General features: G+C 56.1%; 18 protein-coding genes, 1 tRNA gene and 1 pseudogene. 18 read left to right on the forward strand and 2 right to left on the reverse strand.

Features of this window, described 5'->3' with window-relative positions:
• Positions 1-16 precede the first annotated feature (16 nt).
• The 3 genes and pseudogenes from JUF21_RS06095 to JUF21_RS06105 form a co-directional block, all read left to right on the forward strand.
• Positions 17-256 (forward strand): annotated as a pseudogene (locus JUF21_RS06095) (phage holin); the annotation flags it as partial.
• A gap of 26 nt (positions 257-282) precedes the next feature.
• Entirely contained in the window at positions 283-1,188 is a 906-nt protein-coding gene (locus JUF21_RS06100) for an N-acetylmuramoyl-L-alanine amidase (protein WP_203663563.1), read from the forward strand.
• A gap of 489 nt (positions 1,189-1,677) precedes the next feature.
• Positions 1,678-2,268 carry a GNAT family N-acetyltransferase gene (locus tag JUF21_RS06105; RefSeq protein ID WP_203663565.1) on the forward strand — a complete coding sequence of 197 codons (591 nt, stop codon included), beginning with the start codon at positions 1,678-1,680 and terminating at the stop codon, positions 2,266-2,268.
• A 320-nt stretch (positions 2,269-2,588) separates the two neighbouring features.
• Here the strand turns inward: JUF21_RS06105 and JUF21_RS06110 are convergent, their stop codons facing one another.
• Positions 2,589-3,014 (reverse strand): hypothetical protein, encoded by a 426-nt coding sequence (locus tag JUF21_RS06110; protein WP_125757199.1) that lies wholly within the window; start codon positions 3,012-3,014, stop codon positions 2,589-2,591.
• Between the two features lie 49 nt (positions 3,015-3,063).
• Here JUF21_RS06110 and JUF21_RS06115 point away from each other — a divergent pair, with 49 nt between their 5' ends.
• From JUF21_RS06115 to JUF21_RS06185, 15 genes are all read left to right on the forward strand, one after another.
• Positions 3,064-3,414: a hypothetical protein gene (locus JUF21_RS06115; RefSeq protein ID WP_203623351.1), complete on the forward strand. Its 351-nt coding sequence runs from the start codon at positions 3,064-3,066 to the stop codon at positions 3,412-3,414.
• Positions 3,408-3,635 (forward strand): hypothetical protein, encoded by a 228-nt coding sequence (locus tag JUF21_RS06120; protein WP_203623352.1) that lies wholly within the window; start codon positions 3,408-3,410, stop codon positions 3,633-3,635. Before JUF21_RS06115 ends, JUF21_RS06120 begins: the two co-directional genes overlap by 7 nt.
• Positions 3,636-3,903: 268 nt before the next feature.
• On the forward strand, positions 3,904-5,373 hold the full coding sequence (locus tag JUF21_RS06125) for a peptide MFS transporter (protein ID WP_125757195.1): 1,470 nt from the start codon (positions 3,904-3,906) through the stop codon (positions 5,371-5,373).
• Between the two features lie 215 nt (positions 5,374-5,588).
• Positions 5,589-6,407, forward strand: coding sequence for a metallophosphoesterase (locus tag JUF21_RS06130; RefSeq protein ID WP_203623353.1), 819 nt, complete (start codon positions 5,589-5,591; stop codon positions 6,405-6,407).
• Positions 6,408-6,626: 219 nt separating this feature from the next.
• Entirely contained in the window at positions 6,627-7,418 is a 792-nt protein-coding gene (gene proC, locus JUF21_RS06135) for a pyrroline-5-carboxylate reductase (protein ID WP_203623354.1), read from the forward strand.
• 113 nt (positions 7,419-7,531) lie between these two features.
• Positions 7,532-8,233, forward strand: a complete 702-nt coding sequence (locus JUF21_RS06140; RefSeq protein ID WP_125757191.1) for a GntR family transcriptional regulator — start codon at positions 7,532-7,534, stop codon at positions 8,231-8,233.
• 127 nt (positions 8,234-8,360) lie between these two features.
• The gene (locus JUF21_RS06145) at positions 8,361-9,821 is read left to right on the forward strand and encodes a nicotinate phosphoribosyltransferase (RefSeq protein WP_203663566.1); all 1,461 of its coding nucleotides are present in this window, start codon (positions 8,361-8,363) and stop codon (positions 9,819-9,821) included.
• A gap of 44 nt (positions 9,822-9,865) precedes the next feature.
• The gene (gene nadE, locus JUF21_RS06150; RefSeq protein WP_203623357.1) at positions 9,866-10,693 is read left to right on the forward strand and encodes an ammonia-dependent NAD(+) synthetase; all 828 of its coding nucleotides are present in this window, start codon (positions 9,866-9,868) and stop codon (positions 10,691-10,693) included.
• A 234-nt stretch (positions 10,694-10,927) separates the two neighbouring features.
• Positions 10,928-13,561 (forward strand): cation-translocating P-type ATPase, encoded by a 2,634-nt coding sequence (locus JUF21_RS06155; RefSeq protein WP_374706442.1) that lies wholly within the window; start codon positions 10,928-10,930, stop codon positions 13,559-13,561.
• Positions 13,562-13,585: 24 nt separating this feature from the next.
• A complete protein-coding gene (locus JUF21_RS06160; protein WP_203623359.1) occupies positions 13,586-14,023 on the forward strand; it encodes a hypothetical protein in 438 nt (145 codons plus the stop codon).
• A gap of 304 nt (positions 14,024-14,327) precedes the next feature.
• Positions 14,328-15,323, forward strand: a complete 996-nt coding sequence (trpX, locus tag JUF21_RS06165; RefSeq protein WP_203623360.1) for a tryptophan ABC transporter substrate-binding protein — start codon at positions 14,328-14,330, stop codon at positions 15,321-15,323.
• Between the two features lie 2 nt (positions 15,324-15,325).
• On the forward strand, positions 15,326-16,225 hold the full coding sequence (locus JUF21_RS06170; protein ID WP_125757203.1) for an ABC transporter permease: 900 nt from the start codon (positions 15,326-15,328) through the stop codon (positions 16,223-16,225).
• Entirely contained in the window at positions 16,218-16,976 is a 759-nt protein-coding gene (locus JUF21_RS06175; protein ID WP_203623361.1) for an ABC transporter ATP-binding protein, read from the forward strand. The genes JUF21_RS06170 and JUF21_RS06175 overlap by 8 nt, the downstream gene beginning before the upstream one ends.
• Before the next feature lie 12 nt (positions 16,977-16,988).
• A complete protein-coding gene (locus tag JUF21_RS06180) occupies positions 16,989-17,459 on the forward strand; it encodes a SprT family protein (protein WP_203663568.1) in 471 nt (156 codons plus the stop codon).
• 69 nt (positions 17,460-17,528) lie between these two features.
• Positions 17,529-17,614, forward strand: a tRNA-Leu gene (locus JUF21_RS06185).
• Positions 17,615-17,849: 235 nt separating this feature from the next.
• Here the strand turns inward: JUF21_RS06185 and JUF21_RS06190 are convergent.
• Positions 17,850-18,041 (reverse strand): hypothetical protein (locus tag JUF21_RS06190; protein ID WP_203663569.1); only part of this gene is annotated, 192 nt, incomplete at its 5' end.

Here is an 18,041-nt window from a genome sequence, read left to right on the forward strand (position 1 = left end):
AAAGGAGATAATGATGATGAAGATTAACTGGAAAGTACGAGTATTGAGTATCAAATTCTGGCTGGCCCTTGTGCCGGCTATTTTACTGCTTGCACAAGCTGTGGCTGCGCCTTTTGGTTATAAGTGGGACTTCGCAAACCTGGGTACGCAGCTCACCGGCATCGTCAATGCGGTATTCGCGGTGCTGTCAATTCTTGGTGTGGTCACTGACCCGACTACTGCCGGCGTGACCGACAGTGCCCAGGCACTGACGTATGACAAGCCTAAGAAGGAGGAAAAATAATGGCAGTATGGTCAAAATTAACTACGTATGTGGACCCGCGTCCAATGAACGGGTCGGCCCACGATGACCCAGGCTATCCGCGCCACAAGATTGACCGAGTGGTGATCCATCACAACAGCACCACGAACTACAGGGTGGCGTTGGATACTTGGCTTAAGGGCGGGAAGATGACCTCTGCACACTACGAAATCACGCCAACGCAAATCATCGGCTGCGTAGATGAAACGCGGTCGGCTTGGCATGCCGGTAACAAGCTAATGAACCAACGCTCAATCGGTTTGGAACACGTCAACTCAAGCGGCGCGCCTAATTGGTCAGTGGCAGAGGAAACGCTCAAGCTATCAGCAAAACTGTGTGCTGACATCTGCAAGCGATATGGCATCCCAATCGATAGCGCCCATATCGTGCCGCATAAGTCGATCGTGGCCACTGATTGCCCAGGCGGTATCAACATGAACCACTATATTGATCTCGTACGTCAAGCGGCAGGGCAGACCATGACTCCTGCGACACCCGCACCAGCGCCAGCAGCTGAGCCAAGCCAAAGCGCCCCTGCTGCCAAGCTGGCAGTGGATGGGTATTGGGGCGTTCAGCTCACCAAGGCCATGCAGAAGTTGTATGGGACCACGCAGGACGGTGTCGTATCGTCCCAGTACAACTGGAAGAACGCCGGCTTGACCTCGGGCTGGCAGTTCGTACTCCAGGCCAGTGCGGTCAAGGGCAGCCTGTTGATTGCGGCTATCCAGCGCGCGTTGGGCGTTAAGGCTGACGGGAAGCTCGGACCTGAGACCATCAAGGCTATGCAGCGCAAAGCCGGCACGCCTGTTGATGGTGTCATCAGCGCCAAGAGTCAGCTGGTCATGTATATGCAGCGTTGCGCAAACATTGGCAAGAATCCGTTCTAACATTTTGCTCCGCTCTCTGATGAGGGTGGGGCTTTTTGTTGTCTTAGTATGCCGCTGATGATAAACTAGAAGTACCCCAGAAATGGGGTACATCACTACCCACTGACTCTTGCGCCAAGAGCAGATGTGATGGCCTCACTCGCTTCGGCGGGTGGGGCTTTTTTTGTCTTCTTGGTAGAATAGGCTGAATTGTTAAATTTTGGCTTATCGGTGAAAATTCGTTGACAATAGAATTTTTTCGGACAAATAATGAGTGTACAGAGTTCATCAAGTAATTGCAGAAGATAGCAAGAAAGGGGAAGTGATTGTCTTGGCAAGTGTAACCTTCAATAAAGTGGTCAAGTTTGGTAGCAAGAAAGACTTGCGCGAGGCGATAAAAACGGTTCTTCCTCAGAGCGGTTCGGAGTACGATAAGTCAGTCGCCTCAGCCAGAAAGTTTTTGCGAGTTAATTCGTTTAAACAAGTAGATGTGAATCGAGAATCCAAACAGTGAGTGTTGATTTAAGTAAGTACAAGGTTTATCCATTGTTATCATCAATCGAGTCGGTGCAATCTTTCGATTGTGGGCTGCCGCTGATTGATGATTTTTTAGTTAAAGATGCACAGCACTCTGATAGTGAGTACCGGACGCAGACACAGCTATTGTTTTATGATGGAATTCTGACTGGGTTCTTCTCTTCACAAGTGGGGACACTAAAGTTAGAGCCGGTTGATATTCCATCATTCAAAAGTAACGGTGTGCTGACCGATGATGACTTACGTAAAGAAGAATCAATGGGCGACAGCCCGCTGGACTACCCAGTGGTAATTTTGAGCTATTTTGCAATAGCTCAGGATTATCAAGACTGTGGACATGGAACGTCTATGATGAGTTTATTCTTGTATCAGGTCATGAATGCTTATCGCCTTCACGGCCTAGGCTTTGCAGGCGTTTTACTGGATGCCTTACCTGGCGCAGCCGATTTTTATAAAAACTGTGGTTTCTCTTCATTACATGGCAAAGACTCTGATTTGTTTGATCTGACGAGTTATCCAATGTTTATCGCTACACAAAAGATCCTTGATATTTTTGCTGAATAAGCCTTCGGGCTTATTTTTTTGTTGCCCTGTTCGATTTTATTTCCTTGTGTGATAGGCGGCAAGGTGGTGGCTGGGATACAAAAAGCAGGACTGATCATTCAGCCCCGTTTTTACGTTGGCCAGTTATTGGCCAAAAGCACTACAAACGCCGTCATAATAGCACGATTTATTCCTTTAGACGGCATTTTGATTAGATTTACAGTAGTACATAAAGAGCGGAAACCCCGTATAATAGGGTTTCCGCTTTTTCTAACTGTATGCAAAACTGTACTAATTTCTAAAGAGTGGAACAAAAATGGACCATCAAACGATTAGTGAAACTAACCGTTATTTTTCTCATCTTCGCGGAACCGCAGTCGTTCCTTGTCCTCAGCCGGCGCGACAATCGGTGGGCTCTGCCAAAAGAAGACGTCCAGGCTGTGGTCCTCATAGCGCTGGTAGGTGATTTGAAGCTCGTCCAGGCTTTTCTGCATGATTGAAAAATACACGGAAAGCGGGGCAGTGTCCAAGCGGCCTGACAGAACGAGCAGGTATTTGAGCATATTTTCAAAGGTGTCCTGGGTCAGGCCAATAGTGACCCGGAACTGCATGTCCAAGTAGAGTAGCTCCTCGGTGTCGCGGACGATCCCGATCTTATCAAGGGGAAACCCGCCGAAGCTGCCGGCGTCTTGGAGTGTGTACACGATGTGCTTGGCCTGACCCTTCGTAAAGGCGGGTTTGTTGAACATCAGATGCCATAGCGTCATGGGGGCCACCTTCTTTCTATGCTATAATCATGACCATTGGAGGCGGATCATGAAAAGATTTAGGCAGTTGATGATATTGTTGGGGCTGTTTTTGGTGCTGGGCGGCTGTGCAAAAAAGCCGGCCAAGCAGGCGTCAAGCAGTTCCAAGACGGTCATCACTAGCAGACAGTATACCACACAGCAGTTGCAGGCGCGGTACGTGAAAGCCTCAGACGCCGTGATCAAGCCGCTGAATCAGGCCAGCTACAAGCAACCGGTGGCGCAGATCAAGGCCAGTGCCAAAACCGCCCAGGCCGCGCTGGAAAAAATCAGCCTCCAGCTGGCGGACAATCAGTCCAATCCGGACCTGACCAAGGCATTGCAGGCGTATTTGAAGGCTGCCCAGACGATGCGATGCTGACGACGATGGTGGGCACTGACCAGGCCGCGTACAACGCGGCTAGCAAAGACTTCTTCAAGCAGTGTCAAACCGTCGGCCAGCAGTATTTTTGTGGGCAACTCCCTAAGAGCGTGATTGCCTTTACCAAGCGGGCTCAGGCGGCCGCGCAGGCCAGCGCAGGTAGTGGGAGCAGCAGCGCGCCGAGCACCAGCAGCAGTGTGACGGCTGACGAAAATGAATAATTATTATTTTCTCATTCGCAGCGCTTACAGCCTCATAATCGCCTCATACGACGTTTTTCCGTGTAGTCGCTTTATCCGCCTTGCTTCCAGGCGCTTGCTCGGCGACAATCAATCGCAATCAGGATATTATGAGAGGCGCAATGAGAAAATAGCTAGCCCACTAAAATTCAATTTGAGTGCATAATGATTCGCGCTTATAATGTTTCCTTGTATTCTCAGCAACCTCTTGCAATTAACTAGGGCTGAGTGAGAGAGGAAGCATTTTTATATGGATAAACCTAAAAAAGAAAAGCAATTTCTGGGCCATCCCCGAGGGCTCCTAACTCTGTCGATGACCGAATTCTGGGAACGGTTCTCGTATTACGGTATGCGGGCCATTCTCATTTACTACATGTACTACTCCGTTGCCAAGGGCGGGCTGGGGTTCAGTCAGCCGACCGCTCTGTCAATCATGTCGATTTACGGCTCGCTGGTGTACCTGAGCTCAACGATTGGTGGGTTCATTTCTGATCGGCTGCTGGGCGCCCGCAAGACGGTTTTCTGGGGCGGTATTTTGATCATGCTGGGGCACATTATGCTGAGCCTGCCGGCAGGCTCGCTCGCTTTGTTTGGCTCGATCATTCTGATTGTGCTGGGCACGGGGCTCCTCAAACCGAACGTTTCAGAAATGGTTGGCAACTTGTATAGCGAGAAAGACCTGCGGCGGGACTCCGGCTTCTCCATCTTCGTGATGGGGATCAACTTTGGCTCGCTGCTGGCACCGCTGGTCGTGACCTGGTTTCAGGCCAAGTACAACTTTCATGTTGGCTTCTCGCTGGCGGCATTTGGGATGGCAGTCGGCCTGATTTTCTATGTGATCGATGGGCGCAAGTACATCAACCACAAGGACAATCAGGCGCCAGATCCAATTTCCGCGGCCGAACTGCGGCCGCTGCTGAGCAAGATTGGCATCGGCTTGCTGGTCCTGGCAATCCTGCTGGTCGGCATGGCGGCCATGGGTGCGCTCAACGTGACGAACGTCATCAGTCTGATCACGATTTTCGCAGTGGCGATTCCGATCATCTATTTCTGGATGATGCTGCGGTCCAAAAAGGTCACCAAGGTCGAGCGCTCTCGGGTCTGGGCCTATGTACCGCTGTTTCTAGCGGCCGTGATTTTTTGGGCGATTGAAGAATCCGGCTCGTCGGTCCTCGCCGTGTTTGCGGCGAACCAAACGCAACTTAACTTTGCCGGGTTCAAGATCCTGCCAGGCTGGTTCCAGATGCTCAACCCGCTGTTCATCCTGCTTTACGGGCCAATTTTTGCTCGCCTATGGGTGAAGATGGGGGATAAGCAGCCAAGCTCACCGAAAAAGTTTGCCTCTGGTTTGGTGTTTGCCGGGGTTTCGTACCTGGTGATGATTCTGCCGCTGATGCTGTCAGGCATCAGCGCCCGGGTCTCACCGCTGTGGCTGGTGCTGTCATGGGCGATTGTCGAAATTGCCGAGATGCTGATCTCACCGGTTGGCCTGTCCGTCACGACAAAGCTTGCGCCCAAGGCATTTTCGTCGCAGATGATGAGCATGTGGTTCCTGTGCGACGCGGCGGCTCAGGCGATCAACGCTCAGCTGGTCCGCTTTTACACGCCAGGCACGGAGATGGCCTACTTCGGCATCATCGGCGCTTTGACCGTGGTGCTCGGGGTGTTAATGTTCTTCATCGTCCCACGCATCGAAAAACTGATGCAAGGCGTCAACTAATTGACGACTCAATAACCGTTCTGGCAGACGTGTCTGGTCTGAGCAGGACGTTTTTTATTGCGCTACTACTGTTTGCCAGTCGCTGATCACGCGGCCGACCAGAGTTGACATTCACCCAAGTTTGCCCCCAAGATAAGCATGAATCATGCGGCGAACATCAGGTGCCGCGACCTGCCGGTGGGCTAACCGCGGCGGGCTGGAAACGGGGGATGGCGATGGTAAAGTTAGCGTTCAGTGTCGACAATCATTTCGATGTGAATCATATCGACGCCCAGGCAGCGGTGGTCAAAATCGCGGGGTACTTGCTTGCAAACCACTATCAGGTGTACGTGAACGCCGGGGACACCTTCAATGATTTTACCAAGACCCTGTGGTTCTATCGCGCCTTGCAGCAGGCGGTCGGTTCGAAAGTGGTTGTCCGCTACCTAGCAGGCAATCACGATCTAGTCAAAAATGTGTCGTACCAAACCGCGCAAAGCTCGGTGTCACCACTTTACCTTCACGAAAAGACGCTGACCGTGCCTGGCACCAACACTGTGATCATCGGCAACAATGGCTGGTATGATTACTCGCTGGCGCCTGCGGACCTAAAGGCGACGGATGCGGACTTTGCGCAGTGGAAGCGAGCGTACTGGATCGATTCGGCGATCGATCAACCGGTGTCCGATCGCGAGCGCATGGCACGGGTGCTGACCACGACCAAACGCGATTTGCTGGCGGCTGCCGGGCATCGGGTCATTTACGTGACTCATTTTGTGCCGACGCCTTTGATGATGATGCCTGCGCCTGCACATTCGCGCTGGGAGATGGCCGCCGGGCTGATGGGGTCGCGCCACTTAGGTGAGCTGCTCGAGCAGAGCCAGGTCACCGATGTGGTGTTTGGCCATCTTCACCACCGCGACCAGCAAGTGGTCGTCAATCACACGACGTACCATCACCGGCCGATGGGCTACGGCCTGCGCCGACTCAATGAGTGGGAGAGCCATGACTGGTTCACCGAGTGGCAGACGACGTTGATTACCCTGCAGGCGTGAGGCAAAGGCAAAAGCAGCCCATCGGGAAAAGCGTTGCGTCTGGTGCACATTTTTTGTATGCTAATAGCTGCTGATTCATGGAGGATTCGCGAAGCGGCTAAACGCGACGAATTGTAAATCTGCTCCTTCGGGTTCCTAGGTTCGCCGACTAGATCCTCCAGACGAGCTGCCAGTGTGGCAGCTTTTTTTGCATCTTGACGCATTAAAGGAGGAAAACTGATGAAACTTGGCTTTATTGGGGCCGGCAACATGGCCCAGGCAATCATTTCCGGGCTGCTGAAGGCGAAGGTGCTCGCACCTGCTGACCTCATCATCCACGGCGGCCATCCTGCCAATTATGAACCGTATGCGGCCAGCATTGGCGCCGCGGCCGCCGCAAGCAACGCCGCCGTGGTGGAAGCGTCAGACTGGGTGGTGCTGGCGGTCGATCCGGCAGTGGGCCAGCCGGTTTTTGCGGAGGTGCACGACGCGTTGAAACAAAAGCCGGTGCCGGTGCTGTCCTTGCTGACCGGGGTTGATTTAAAGACGCTTGCGACCTGGGCAATCCTGCCCATACCGCTGGTGCGGGTGATGCCGAACCTGAACGTGGCGCTGAACGCAGGCATGACGGCTTATGCCGCCAACACCGCGGCCGCTGCGGTGCTGCCTGACGTGGTGGCGCTGCTGGACCGGCTGGGTGAGACCATCGCGCTGCCGGAAAAGGATTTCTCGACGTTTGTAGCCCTGGCTGGCAGTTCCCCGGCGTTTGTCTACATGTTTATCGACGCGCTCAGCCGCGCCGGCGTGAAGTACGGGTTGACCAAGCAGGCCGCCACGCAAATCGCCGCGCAGGCCGTGGCCGGGTCAGCGCAGATGGTCCTAAATCGCAAGGACAGTCCCATGGATTTGGCCGATAAAGTCGCCAGCCCCGGCGGCACGACGGTGGCAGGGATGCTGGCAATGGAGGCAGCGGGCTTCATGCCGGCCGTGGTCGCTGGCGTTGATGCGACGATCGCCAAGGACCAACAGTAAGCAGCGGCTTTGGCCGACCAATTTGGTCCGTGTCCTTGTATTTTAGGTCTATACCAGTTATCATATAGGTATTAGCGGGTCGTGGCCTTGCAGCCCAAGGGAGGACGAAGCTCATGGAAGCACCGGTATACATTCAGATCCATAATCAGATCAAGAAGGACATTGAAGCGGGCAAGTGGCAAATCGGCGACCGCATTCCCAGCGAGCGCGATTTGGCCGTGACGTTCAATGTGTCGCGGATGACCCTGCGACAAGCGATTCAGACGCTGGTCGATGAAGGTATCTTGGAGCGGCGCATCGGGGCTGGCACGTTTGTGGCCAACCAGAAGGTGCAAGAGCGCGTGTCCGGGGTGACCAGCTTTACCGACATCATGATTGCGCAGGGCAAGCGGCCGTCGAGCAAAACGATTTCCTACCACGTGGCCAAACCCTCGCTTTCGGAAAGTGAAAAGCTGAAGCTCAAGGACGGCGACCAGGTGCTTAGGATGGAGCGAATCCGGTTCGCCGATGATGTCCCGATCAGCTTCGAGGTGGCCACGGTGCCGTATGATCTGGTGAAGGATTTTTCCAAAAGTGAAGTCACCAAGTCCTTCTACCACACGCTGGAGAAAAAAGGCGGGTACGTGCTCGGCGGCGCGCAGCAAACTGTCAGTGCGATGACCGCCTCAGAGCGAATCGCCGAGTACCTCGCGATCAAGCGCGGGGACGCGATTTTGCGGCTGCGCCAGACCTCGTTTCTTCAGGACGGCAGGCCGTTCGAGTACGTCCGGACCCAGTACGTGGGTGAGCGGTTCGAGTTTTATCTTGAGCGCTAAGTCCGGTTTGTTAAGACTGATTAGCGAAGCGCGTGCGTAAAAGCACGCGCTTCGCTTTTTTGGTATAATAGCAATCATTCCAACCCAAGACAGTCGCACGGCAGCCCCGTGCGCAAAGGAGCAGACAATGGACTATGCGGACGACAGTTTAGTCTTGCATACAGACTTTTACGAACTGAACATGATGTACACCTATTGGCAGCAGGGCATTTCAGAGCGCAACGCGGTGTTTGAATGCTACTTCCGCGACCTGCCGTTTGGCAGCGGCTTTGCCGTGTTCGCCGGGCTGGAGCACGCGGTCGAGTACCTGCAACAGCTCCGGTTTAGCGACTCCGACCTGGCCTACCTGAAGGAATCCACGGAATATCCGCAGGGCTTTTTGGATTACCTGCGGGACCTCAAGTTCACCTGCACGGTGCGCTCGGCAGTCGAAGGCGACCTGGTGTTCAACAACGAGCCCATGATGCAGGTGGAAGGCCCGCTGGCCCAGGCGCAGCTGGTCGAAACCGCGCTGCTCAACATTTTGAACTACCAGACGTTGGTCGCCACTAAGGCGGCGCGGATCCGCGCCGTGGTCGGAAGCGACCCGTTGATGGAATTTGGCACCCGGCGCGCGCAGGAAACTTCCGCCGCCATCTGGGGCACCCGGGCCGCGTATATCGGTGGGTTCAACTCGACCTCCAACGTGCGCGCTGGTAAGCTGTTTGGCATTCCCATTGCCGGCACTCACGCGCATGCGCTGGTGCAGGCTTACCGCGACGATTACGCGGCGTTTAAGGCGTACGCCGAAGTCAACCACGATGTGACATTCCTGGTTGACACCTATGACACTCTGCGCTCCGGCGTGCCGGCGGCGATCAAGGTCGCCAAGGAAATGGGTGACAAGATCGACTTCCAAGGGGTGCGTATCGACTCTGGCGACATGGCCTACATCTCCAAGCGGGTCCGCCAGCAGCTGGACGAGGCCGGCTTCACGCAGACCAAAATCGTCGCCTCCAACGACTTGGACGAAAACACGATCCAAAACCTCAAGATGCAAGGCGCCAAGATCGACATCTGGGGCATTGGGACCAAGCTGATCACGGCGTACGATCACCCGGCACTCGGGGCCGTGTACAAACTCGTCTCGATTGAGGACGAAACCGGCAAAATGGTGGACACCATCAAGCTGTCGTCCAACGCCGAAAAGGTGTCGACGCCAGGCAAGAAACAGGTCTGGCGAATCACGCGCCGCTCCAACGGCAAGTCCGAAGGCGACTTCATCGCCCGCGACGAGGAGGAAGTCGCCGATCAGGACGAGCTGTACATGTTCCACCCAAGCTACCCGTACATCAACAAAACAGTCACGGACTTCAACGCGCGGCCGGTTCTGACGACCATTTTTGACCACGGTCAACTGGTCTATCAGCTGCCGACGCTTGATGCGATTCGCGCCTTTTGCCTCCAGAGTGTCGACTCGCTGTGGGACGAATACACGCGCGTGCTCAACCCGCAGGAGTACCCGGTCGATTTGTCCCAACAGCTTTGGGATGACAAGATGGATTTGTTCAAGCACGTGAAGGTCAAGGTCCAAAAGCAGCAGCTGTAACCAATTTTGCGACCGTTCGCCGGCCTGATTTGAAGGAGAAAACCATGCGTCCACTACAAAAAGAAATCATCACCGCCCTGCACGTTCAGCCGACCATCGACCCGGAAAAGGAATTCCGGCGCTCGGTCGACTTCTTGAAACAGTATATCAGCCGCTTCCCGGGGCTGAAGACCTATGTGCTTGGCATTTCCGGCGGCCAAGACTCAACGCTCGCCGGTGCGATGGCAGAGCGGGCCATGACGGAGCTGCGCCAGGAAACCGGGGATTCGGCGTACCAGTTTATTGCGGTGCGTCTGCCATACGGGGAACAGGCCGACGAGGCCGATGCCATGGCCGCCATCGAGTTTATGAAGGCTGACGAAACCATGCGCGTCAACATCAAGGATTCAGTCGATGCGATGGAACAGGCCGTTGCGGCTAACGGCCTGACGGTGTCCGACTTCAACAAGGGCAACATGAAGGCCCGCGCGCGGATGATCGCGCAGTACGCGATTGCCGGCGCGCGCAGCGGGGCAGTGGTCGGTACCGACCACGCCGCCGAGGCGGTCACGGGGTTTTACACCAAGTTTGGCGATGGCGGTGCCGATGTGACGCCGCTGTGGCGGCTGAACAAGCGGCAGGGGGCCAGCATTTTAAAGCTGCTGGACGCACCGGCGCACCTTTACGAGAAGGCGCCGACCGCCGATTTGGAAGAGGACCGGCCGGCCTTGCCGGACGAGGTCGCCCTGGGCGTGTCTTACCGCGACATCGATGACTACCTGGAAGGGAAGGCCGTGTCCGATCAGGCCGCCGAAACCATCGAGCGCTGGTACAAGCGGTCCGCACACAAGCGCCACCTGCCAATCACGGTCTTTGACGACTTTTGGAAATAAGCCTTGCCCCAAAGTAGTTAATTAGTTATACTTATCCTACACATAAGGGAGTAACTAACGGCGCTTGCCGTGGTCATGTCATCAGCTAGGCAAAATTCTGGTGTGACCTGAAACTGTGAGACTTATGCTGCCATGAGGCAGTGTAAGTCTTTTTTTTACTAAACATGGTAAGCTAAAATTAGTTAATCGCTAAAGGAGGAAATTTTATTGGCAGAGCAAAAAGCGTTCTACGCCATCACGAACGACGAAGCACTAAAGCGGCTCCAGACGAATGACGAGACGGGCCTGAGCGCGCAAGAGGCGCAGGCGCGGCTGGCGCAAAACGGCCCGAACGCCCTGGCCCAAGGCGAGAAGAAGACGCTGTTGATGCGCTTTCTGGATCAGTTCAAGGACTTTATGATCATCGTCCTGCTGGTTGCGGCGCTGATTTCCGGGTTCATTGTCCACGAATGGGCCGACGCCTTCATCATTTTGGCGGTGGTCATTTTGAACGCGGTCTTCGGCGTGTTCCAGGAAAGCAAGGCCGAGGAAGCCATTGATGCGCTGCAGAAAATGTCCACCCCGAACGCCCATGTGCGCCGCGGCGGCCAGGTCCTGACCGTGCCGAGCTCCGAGCTGGTGGTCGGCGACATTGTGCTGCTGGAAGCTGGCGATGTCGTGCCAGCCGACCTGCGGCTTTTGGAATCTGCCAACCTGAAAAGCGAAGAGTCGGCGCTCACGGGGGAATCCGTCCCGGTCGAAAAGCAAACTGAGCCGCTGGCAGGTACCGACATCGGTATCGGCGACCGAACCAACATGGTGTTCATGAACTCGAATATCACGTACGGCCGGGCGGTCGGCGTGGTGGTGGCTACCGGCATGCAGACGGAAGTGGGCCGCATTGCGGGGATGCTGAACGCGGCCCAGGAGACGACTACACCGCTGTCCGAAAACCTCAAAGCGCTGGGGAAGACCTTGACCATCATGATTTTGGTCATCGCCGCCTTCGTCTTTGTGGTCGGGGTCTGGCGCGGTGCCGAGACCCTGCCGGAAATGTTCCTGACCGCGATTTCGCTGGCCGTGGCTGCGATTCCTGAAGGGTTGCCGGCTATTGTCACCGTTATCCTAGCGCTGGGCACGCAGAAGCTGGCCAAGCGCAATTCGCTGGTCCGCAAGCTCCCGGCCGTTGAAACACTGGGCTCGACTGAAATCATCGCCTCGGATAAGACGGGGACGCTGACACAAAACAAGATGACGGTCGAAAAAGTGTACTACGACGGCCAGCTGCACGACGCCAAGGACGGCGTGCAGTCGCAAAACCCGATCATGCGCATCATGAACTTTGCCAATGACACCAAGATTCAAGACGATGGCGTCATGCTGGGTGACCCCACCGAAACCGCACTGGTCGCCTACGGGCAGCAGCACGGCTTTGACCTGAAAGGCGAGCTTCAAGCAGAGCCGCGCGTTGCCGAGGTGCCGTTTGACTCTGAGCGGAAACTGATGTCCACCATTCACCAGCTAAAAGACGGCCGCTTTTTGGTGGCGACCAAAGGCGCGCCGGACCAGCTGCTGAAGCGCACCACCAAGCTGGCGGAGGGGGATGCGGCACGCGAGCTGAGTGCTGCTGACGAGGCCACCATTCTGCGTGAAAACACCGGCATGGCCAAGCAGGCGCTTCGCGTGCTGGGCGCGGCTTACAAGGTGATCGATGCCGTGCCTGATCCGGTTAATTCCGACACGGTTGAGCAAGACCTGATCTTCGCGGGGCTGATCGGTATGATCGATCCGGAACGGCCGGAAGCGGCGAAGGCCGTGGCGGACGCGAAGGCGGCTGGTATCCGGCCGCTGATGATCACCGGCGATCATCAGGACACCGCCGAGGCGATTGCCGGCCGCCTTGGGATTATTGCCCCTGGCGATGACGCGGCGGTCATCACCGGCGCCGAGCTGGACCAGCAGTCTGACGAGGAATTTGAAAAAAACGTCGATAAGTACTCCGTTTACGCCCGCGTGGCGCCGGAGCACAAGGTCCGCATTGTCAACGCCTGGCAAAAGCGTGGCAAGGTCGTCGCGATGACCGGCGACGGTGTGAACGATGCGCCGGCCCTCAAGGCCGCAGACATCGGCATCGGCATGGGTATCACCGGGACGGAAGTGTCCAAGGGCGCGTCCGACATGGTGCTGGCCGACGACAACTTCTCCACCATCGTGATCGCGGTGGAAGAGGGCCGGAAAGTCTTTTCCAACATTCAAAAGGCGATTCAGTACCTGCTGTCTGCCAATCTAGGTGAAGTGTTGACCCTGTTCATGATGACCATGCTGGGCTGGGATCTGCTGGCGCCGGTCCACATTCTGTGGATCAACCTGGTGACCGACACCTTCCCGGCAATCGCGCTGGGCGTTGAGCCGACCGAACCCGGCATCATGAAGCAAAAGCCGCGCGGCCGCAAGTCTAACTTCTTCACCGGCGGCGTCGGTCAGGCTGTAATTTGGCAGGGCATTCTGGAAGGGCTCTTGACCCTAGGGGTGTACTTCATCGCCATTACCTGGCCGATTCACACGACGAACGCCGCGATTCACGCGGATGCCTTGACCATGGCGTACGCGACGCTGGGATTAATCCAGCTGTTCCATGCCTTCAACGTCAAGTCAGTCCACCAGAGCCTATTCACGGTTGGCTTCTTCCGCAACAAGGCGTTCAACTGGGCAATCTTCGTGTCCGCCCTGCTGCTAATGGTCACCATTTTAGTGCCAGGCTTTAACGGTCTGTTCCATGTGACCGAACTGGACGGGTTCCAGTGGGCGACGGTGCTCGGCGCAGGTGTGGCCATGGTCGTGATTGTGGAAATCGTGAAATTCTGCCAACGCCACGCGCAAAAGCGGTAAACTGGTGAACAGGAGGATTTTTCGATGAATAAAAATCAGCAAAAAATGGTTCACTTCAGTAACGTCATGCAGCAGGTAATGGGGGGCACCGAGGCTGAGCAGGACCTGCTCAACCCCAAGTTCACCGCGCTGCGCAAGGCGATCGACGCCGGCACCATCGCCGACTTTGACCCGCAAGAGTACGGCGCGACCAAGCAGTTATTTGAAGATGGCACCGAAAAGTACGGCGATCTGCTGACCACCTTGGCCAATACCACACCGCCGGCCCGCTTCATCGGCACGCACAAGCTGCTGATCTCAGCTTACCGAGATTTTGTCGCTGGCTGCCAGGCGATGACCGACAGCCTCAAAGACAGCCCGGCTCAATTGGACCAGGCAGCGTTTGACGCGGCCGAAAAGGCTCAGGACGCGGCCACCGAGCGCATCATGACGCAGCTGAGCAAAATCACGCGCATCGCCTAAGTCAAAATTATTTTTGGCCAGGGGCTTGACATGGCGCGGTGAGAAACGTATTCTCAGATTAATCATTTAAGGAGGAACGCCACATGACTAACCACACTACCCAGATCAATGTTCGCTGGCAAAGCCAACACTAGGTAGGTCGCTGACACGACCTGCCACACGCAGGTCGTGTCTATGTTGGCGTTCAAGCAGTATGTCCGCATAGACTCTGAACTTTTGAGTTTGTGCGGATTTTTGTTTCGGCAGATCTCCGCAGCCTGCGCGGTTGGATCTGCCTTTTTGATTTCTTAGGAGGAATTCGCACATGAAACGTATGATTGGTTTGATCGTCATCCTGCTTGGCTTTCTGGGCATTGCCTTTGTTTCAACGGGCAAGCCGCAGGCCGAGACCAAAGCTGAGGTGCCCACCGTTGGCATTTTGCAGCTGATGAGCCACCCGGCGCTGGATGCGATCCATAAGGGCATTATTAAGGGCTTGGCCGACGAGGGCTACACAGTCGGCAAGAACGTCAAAATTGATTTTCAAAACGCGCAAAACGACCAAAGCAACATGAAGACGATGTCGGAGCGGTTCGTCAACGAAAAGGCGGCCGCGATGGTTGGCATCGCGACCCCATCCGCGCAGGCGCTGGCGGATGCATCCACCAAGATTCCGATCGTGCTGGGCGCGATCACGGATCCTAAAGGGGCGGGCCTGGTCAAGAATAATGAACGGCCGGGTAACAACATCACGGGCGTGTCCGACCAGGCCCCGATCAAGGCGCAGCTCAAGCTGGTACGGCAGATCATGCCGGAGGCGAAAGTGCTTGGCGTGATCTCAACGTCGAGTGACTCCTCCGCGCAGGTCCAGGCCAAGATGGTGACCAAGGAAGCGCCAAACGAAGGCTTCACGGTCAAGAACTTCACCATCGCTAACACCAATGACCTGCACCAGGTCGCCGCGCAAATGGTGACCCAGGTCGATGCGATCTTCGTGCCGACTGATAACACGATTGCCTCTGCGATGCCGACGCTGGTTCAAGTTGCCAACACCCAGAAGATTCCGGTGTTCCCAACGGTTGATACCATGGTCAAGCAGGGCGGGGTCGCAACGCTCGGGCTGAACCAGTTCGACCTTGGGGTATCGACCGGTAAAATGACCGCCGCCATTCTCAAAGGCAAAAATCCGGCCACCACGCCGATTCATTTTGCCAAGAAGGGTGAGCTGATCATTAACTTGAAGCAGGCGAAGGTCCTGGGGTTGAGCATTCCGCAGGCCGTTGTCGATGACGCACGCAAGAATGGGACGGTGATCGAATAATGATGGGCTTAGGAGTTTCTGCCATTGGGCAAGGGTTGTTATACGGACTGATGGGGGTCGGGCTGTTTTTGACCTTCCGCATCTTGGATTTTCCTGACATGACGGTTGAAGGGACCTTCCCGTTAGGGGCAGCGGTCACCGTTGCGGCGATTTCCAACGGGATCACGCCGTTGCTAGCCACGCTTTTAGGCATGCTGGCCGGCATGGCCGCCGGTGCCATCACCGGGTTTCTCACCACGGTGGGCAAGGTGCCGGTGCTGCTCGCCGGCATCCTGGTCATGACTGGGGCGTACTCGGTCAACCTGCGGATCATGGGGCGCGCGAACCTGTCACTGTTGAACAAGCCGAACTTGTTTGCCGCCAAATTTTTGAAAAGCCTGCCGCCTTATTTTGACAGCGTGGTCGTGGGGCTGATCGTCGCCTTGGTGGTGGTCACACTGCTGATCTTGTTCTTGAACACCCAGCTGGGGCAGGGCTTCATCGCGGCCGGGGATAACCCGACCATGGCACGCAGCCTGGGCATCGCGCCGGCCCGCCAGGAAGTGCTGGGACTGATTGTCGGCAACGGCTTGGTCGCCTTGTCCGGGTCCCTGATTGCCCAAAACAACGGCTACGCGGATGTGAACATGGGCATCGGGGTCATTGTCATCGCGCTGGCGTCGATCATCATCGGCGAGGTGCTGTTCGGCGAGCTGACCTTGAGCCAGCGGCTGGTCGCGACGGTGCTGGGCAGCATCTTGTACCGGTTCGTCCTGCTGCTGGTCCTGCGCCTGGGCTTTTCGCCGAACGACCTGCAACTGATCTCGGCGATCGTCCTGGCAATCCTGATCATGATTCCGGCCTTTGAGCACCGGTTCAAGATTCGGCGAGTATTGAAAAATGGGGTGAAGACAAATGGCTGAAGCACAATTGACCTTGAGTAATGTCGGCGTGAACGTCGCCGTGGGGGAGACGTCGCGGGCACTGTTGCAAAACATCAACTTGACCGTCGCCCCGGGAGATTTTGTTACTGTTTTGGGGGCGAACGGGGCCGGCAAATCGACCCTGTTTAACGCCATCACCGGTGACAAGCCGGTCGCCAGCGGCAAAATCACGCTGGCCGGCGAGGACATCACGCGCGCGCGGCCGGAGCACCGGGCGAAGTTGATCGCTCGGGTGTTCCAGGACCCGAAAATGGGCACTGCCCCGCGAATGACCGTGGCGGAGAATTTGCTGCTGGCTAGCCACCGCGGCCAGCGCCTGAGCTTGAAGTCCCGTGGGCTCAAGGCTCGGCAAAACGAGTTTTTGGCGCTGACCAAGCAGACCACCAACGGACTGGATCGGGCCTTGGATAAGCCGACTGAGGCGCTGTCCGGTGGCCAGCGCCAGGCGCTCAGCCTGCTGATGGCGACCATGCAGGAGCCGGCGCTGCTGCTTTTGGACGAGCACACTGCGGCGCTTGACCCGCACACCAGCGCCGAGATCATGGCGCTGACGGACTCGATCGTGCGCCAGGAACAGCTGACCTGCCTGATGATCACGCACCAGCTCGAAGAGGCGCTGAAGTACGGCAACCGCCTGGTGGTCCTGCAGGCCGGTGAGCTGGTGGCGGACTACTCAGGGGCAGAAAAGGCGGCGCTGACCCGCGCCGATTTGCTTCAGTACTTTGCCTAAACGGGAGGCCCCATGTCGAACCAAGAACTCCAAAGCTTAGTGGAACAGGTGAGTCTGGCGGCGTTTCACCGGCCGTTCGTGCATCAGGCGCGCTTCAATGCGCGGCTGCGCACGACCGGCGGGCGGTTCCACCTGCCGGATGAAAACCTGGACTTTAATCCGACCCTATTCGCCCACATCGACGCCGTCACCCGTCAGGGCATTATTAAGCACGAGCTGTGTCACTACCACCTCTACCGAGCGCATCAGGGGTACCGCCACCGCGACGCCGCGTTTAAACAGCTGCTTGCAGCGGTGGGCGGCCTGCGGTATGCCCCTCGCATTACGCCCATCAAGCCGCCAAAGTACCTGTACCAGTGCACTGGGTGCGGGCAGTTGTATCCGCGCCAGCGCCGACTTGATTTGCGGCGCTATGCCTGCGGCCGGTGCGGCCACCGCCTAGTGGCCGCTTCGCCCGCAGCTGGAGGCACATTGCGGGCGTGAAAATTCGCGACGGCCGTTGACATTGCCGCGGCAGTCCCATATACTATTTCTTGTGCTTCTTAGCGTCATGCGGGTGTGGCGGAATTGGTAGACGCGCAAGATTAAGGATCTTGTGATCATTATCGATCATGAAAGTTCGAGTCTTTTCACCCGCATTGTAAGCGCAGTAAGGCCCAGCTCCGAGTCATCGGGGTTGGGTCTTTTTTGCATTCGCGGGGCATTGTGACGGACATCAATAACCGGCCTAGGCCAGGCCCCTTGAAGGCATGGGGGTAAAATTCGCCTGGGGGAGTTTTAAAAATGATAGAAAATAACACCAAATCAAAATAGTTGGATAATGGCGGGAGCGACCTGGCTTATTTTCCCGGTTGAGCTGATGCCAGTGTCTTGTCAGGGCTCGTGTGCCAGATTCTCCGCCATACAAACCCGTGATTTAGCGGGCTTGTCTATGATTTGCGGGCAGAATAGCAATAATGTTTTGAAAACATAGGATACGTAGAATACATCCTCAATTTTCAAGTCAAGTGCAACGATGATAACGAATTCTTGATAGTGGTCTAGGCTGTTACGCCATGCATCGGT

The organism is Lacticaseibacillus sp. 53-4 (genome assembly GCF_016861805.1).
In the GTDB taxonomy this organism is placed as follows: Bacteria; Bacillota; Bacilli; order Lactobacillales; family Lactobacillaceae; genus Lacticaseibacillus.

Excerpts from the sequence above, each read along its gene's own strand:
- JUF21_RS06125 (WP_125757195.1), top strand. The coding sequence starts at position 3,904 with ATGGATAAACCTAAAAAAGAAAAGCAATTTCTGGGCCATCCCCGAGGG.
- JUF21_RS06170 (WP_125757203.1), top strand. The coding sequence starts at position 15,326 with ATGGGCTTAGGAGTTTCTGCCATTGGGCAAGGGTTGTTATACGGACTG.
- JUF21_RS06145 (WP_203663566.1), top strand. The coding sequence starts at position 8,361 with ATGGACTATGCGGACGACAGTTTAGTCTTGCATACAGACTTTTACGAA.
- proC (WP_203623354.1), top strand. The coding sequence starts at position 6,627 with ATGAAACTTGGCTTTATTGGGGCCGGCAACATGGCCCAGGCAATCATT.
- JUF21_RS06175 (WP_203623361.1), top strand. The coding sequence starts at position 16,218 with ATGGCTGAAGCACAATTGACCTTGAGTAATGTCGGCGTGAACGTCGCC.
- JUF21_RS06140 (WP_125757191.1), top strand. The coding sequence starts at position 7,532 with ATGGAAGCACCGGTATACATTCAGATCCATAATCAGATCAAGAAGGAC.
- JUF21_RS06100 (WP_203663563.1), top strand. The coding sequence starts at position 283 with ATGGCAGTATGGTCAAAATTAACTACGTATGTGGACCCGCGTCCAATG.
- JUF21_RS06120 (WP_203623352.1), top strand. The coding sequence starts at position 3,408 with ATGCTGACGACGATGGTGGGCACTGACCAGGCCGCGTACAACGCGGCT.
- nadE (WP_203623357.1), top strand. The coding sequence starts at position 9,866 with ATGCGTCCACTACAAAAAGAAATCATCACCGCCCTGCACGTTCAGCCG.
- trpX (WP_203623360.1), top strand. The coding sequence starts at position 14,328 with ATGAAACGTATGATTGGTTTGATCGTCATCCTGCTTGGCTTTCTGGGC.
- JUF21_RS06130 (WP_203623353.1), top strand. The coding sequence starts at position 5,589 with ATGGTAAAGTTAGCGTTCAGTGTCGACAATCATTTCGATGTGAATCAT.
- JUF21_RS06115 (WP_203623351.1), top strand. The coding sequence starts at position 3,064 with ATGAAAAGATTTAGGCAGTTGATGATATTGTTGGGGCTGTTTTTGGTG.
- JUF21_RS06160 (WP_203623359.1), top strand. The coding sequence starts at position 13,586 with ATGAATAAAAATCAGCAAAAAATGGTTCACTTCAGTAACGTCATGCAG.
- JUF21_RS06110 (WP_125757199.1), bottom strand. The coding sequence starts at position 3,014 with ATGACGCTATGGCATCTGATGTTCAACAAACCCGCCTTTACGAAGGGT.
- JUF21_RS06180 (WP_203663568.1), top strand. The coding sequence starts at position 16,989 with ATGTCGAACCAAGAACTCCAAAGCTTAGTGGAACAGGTGAGTCTGGCG.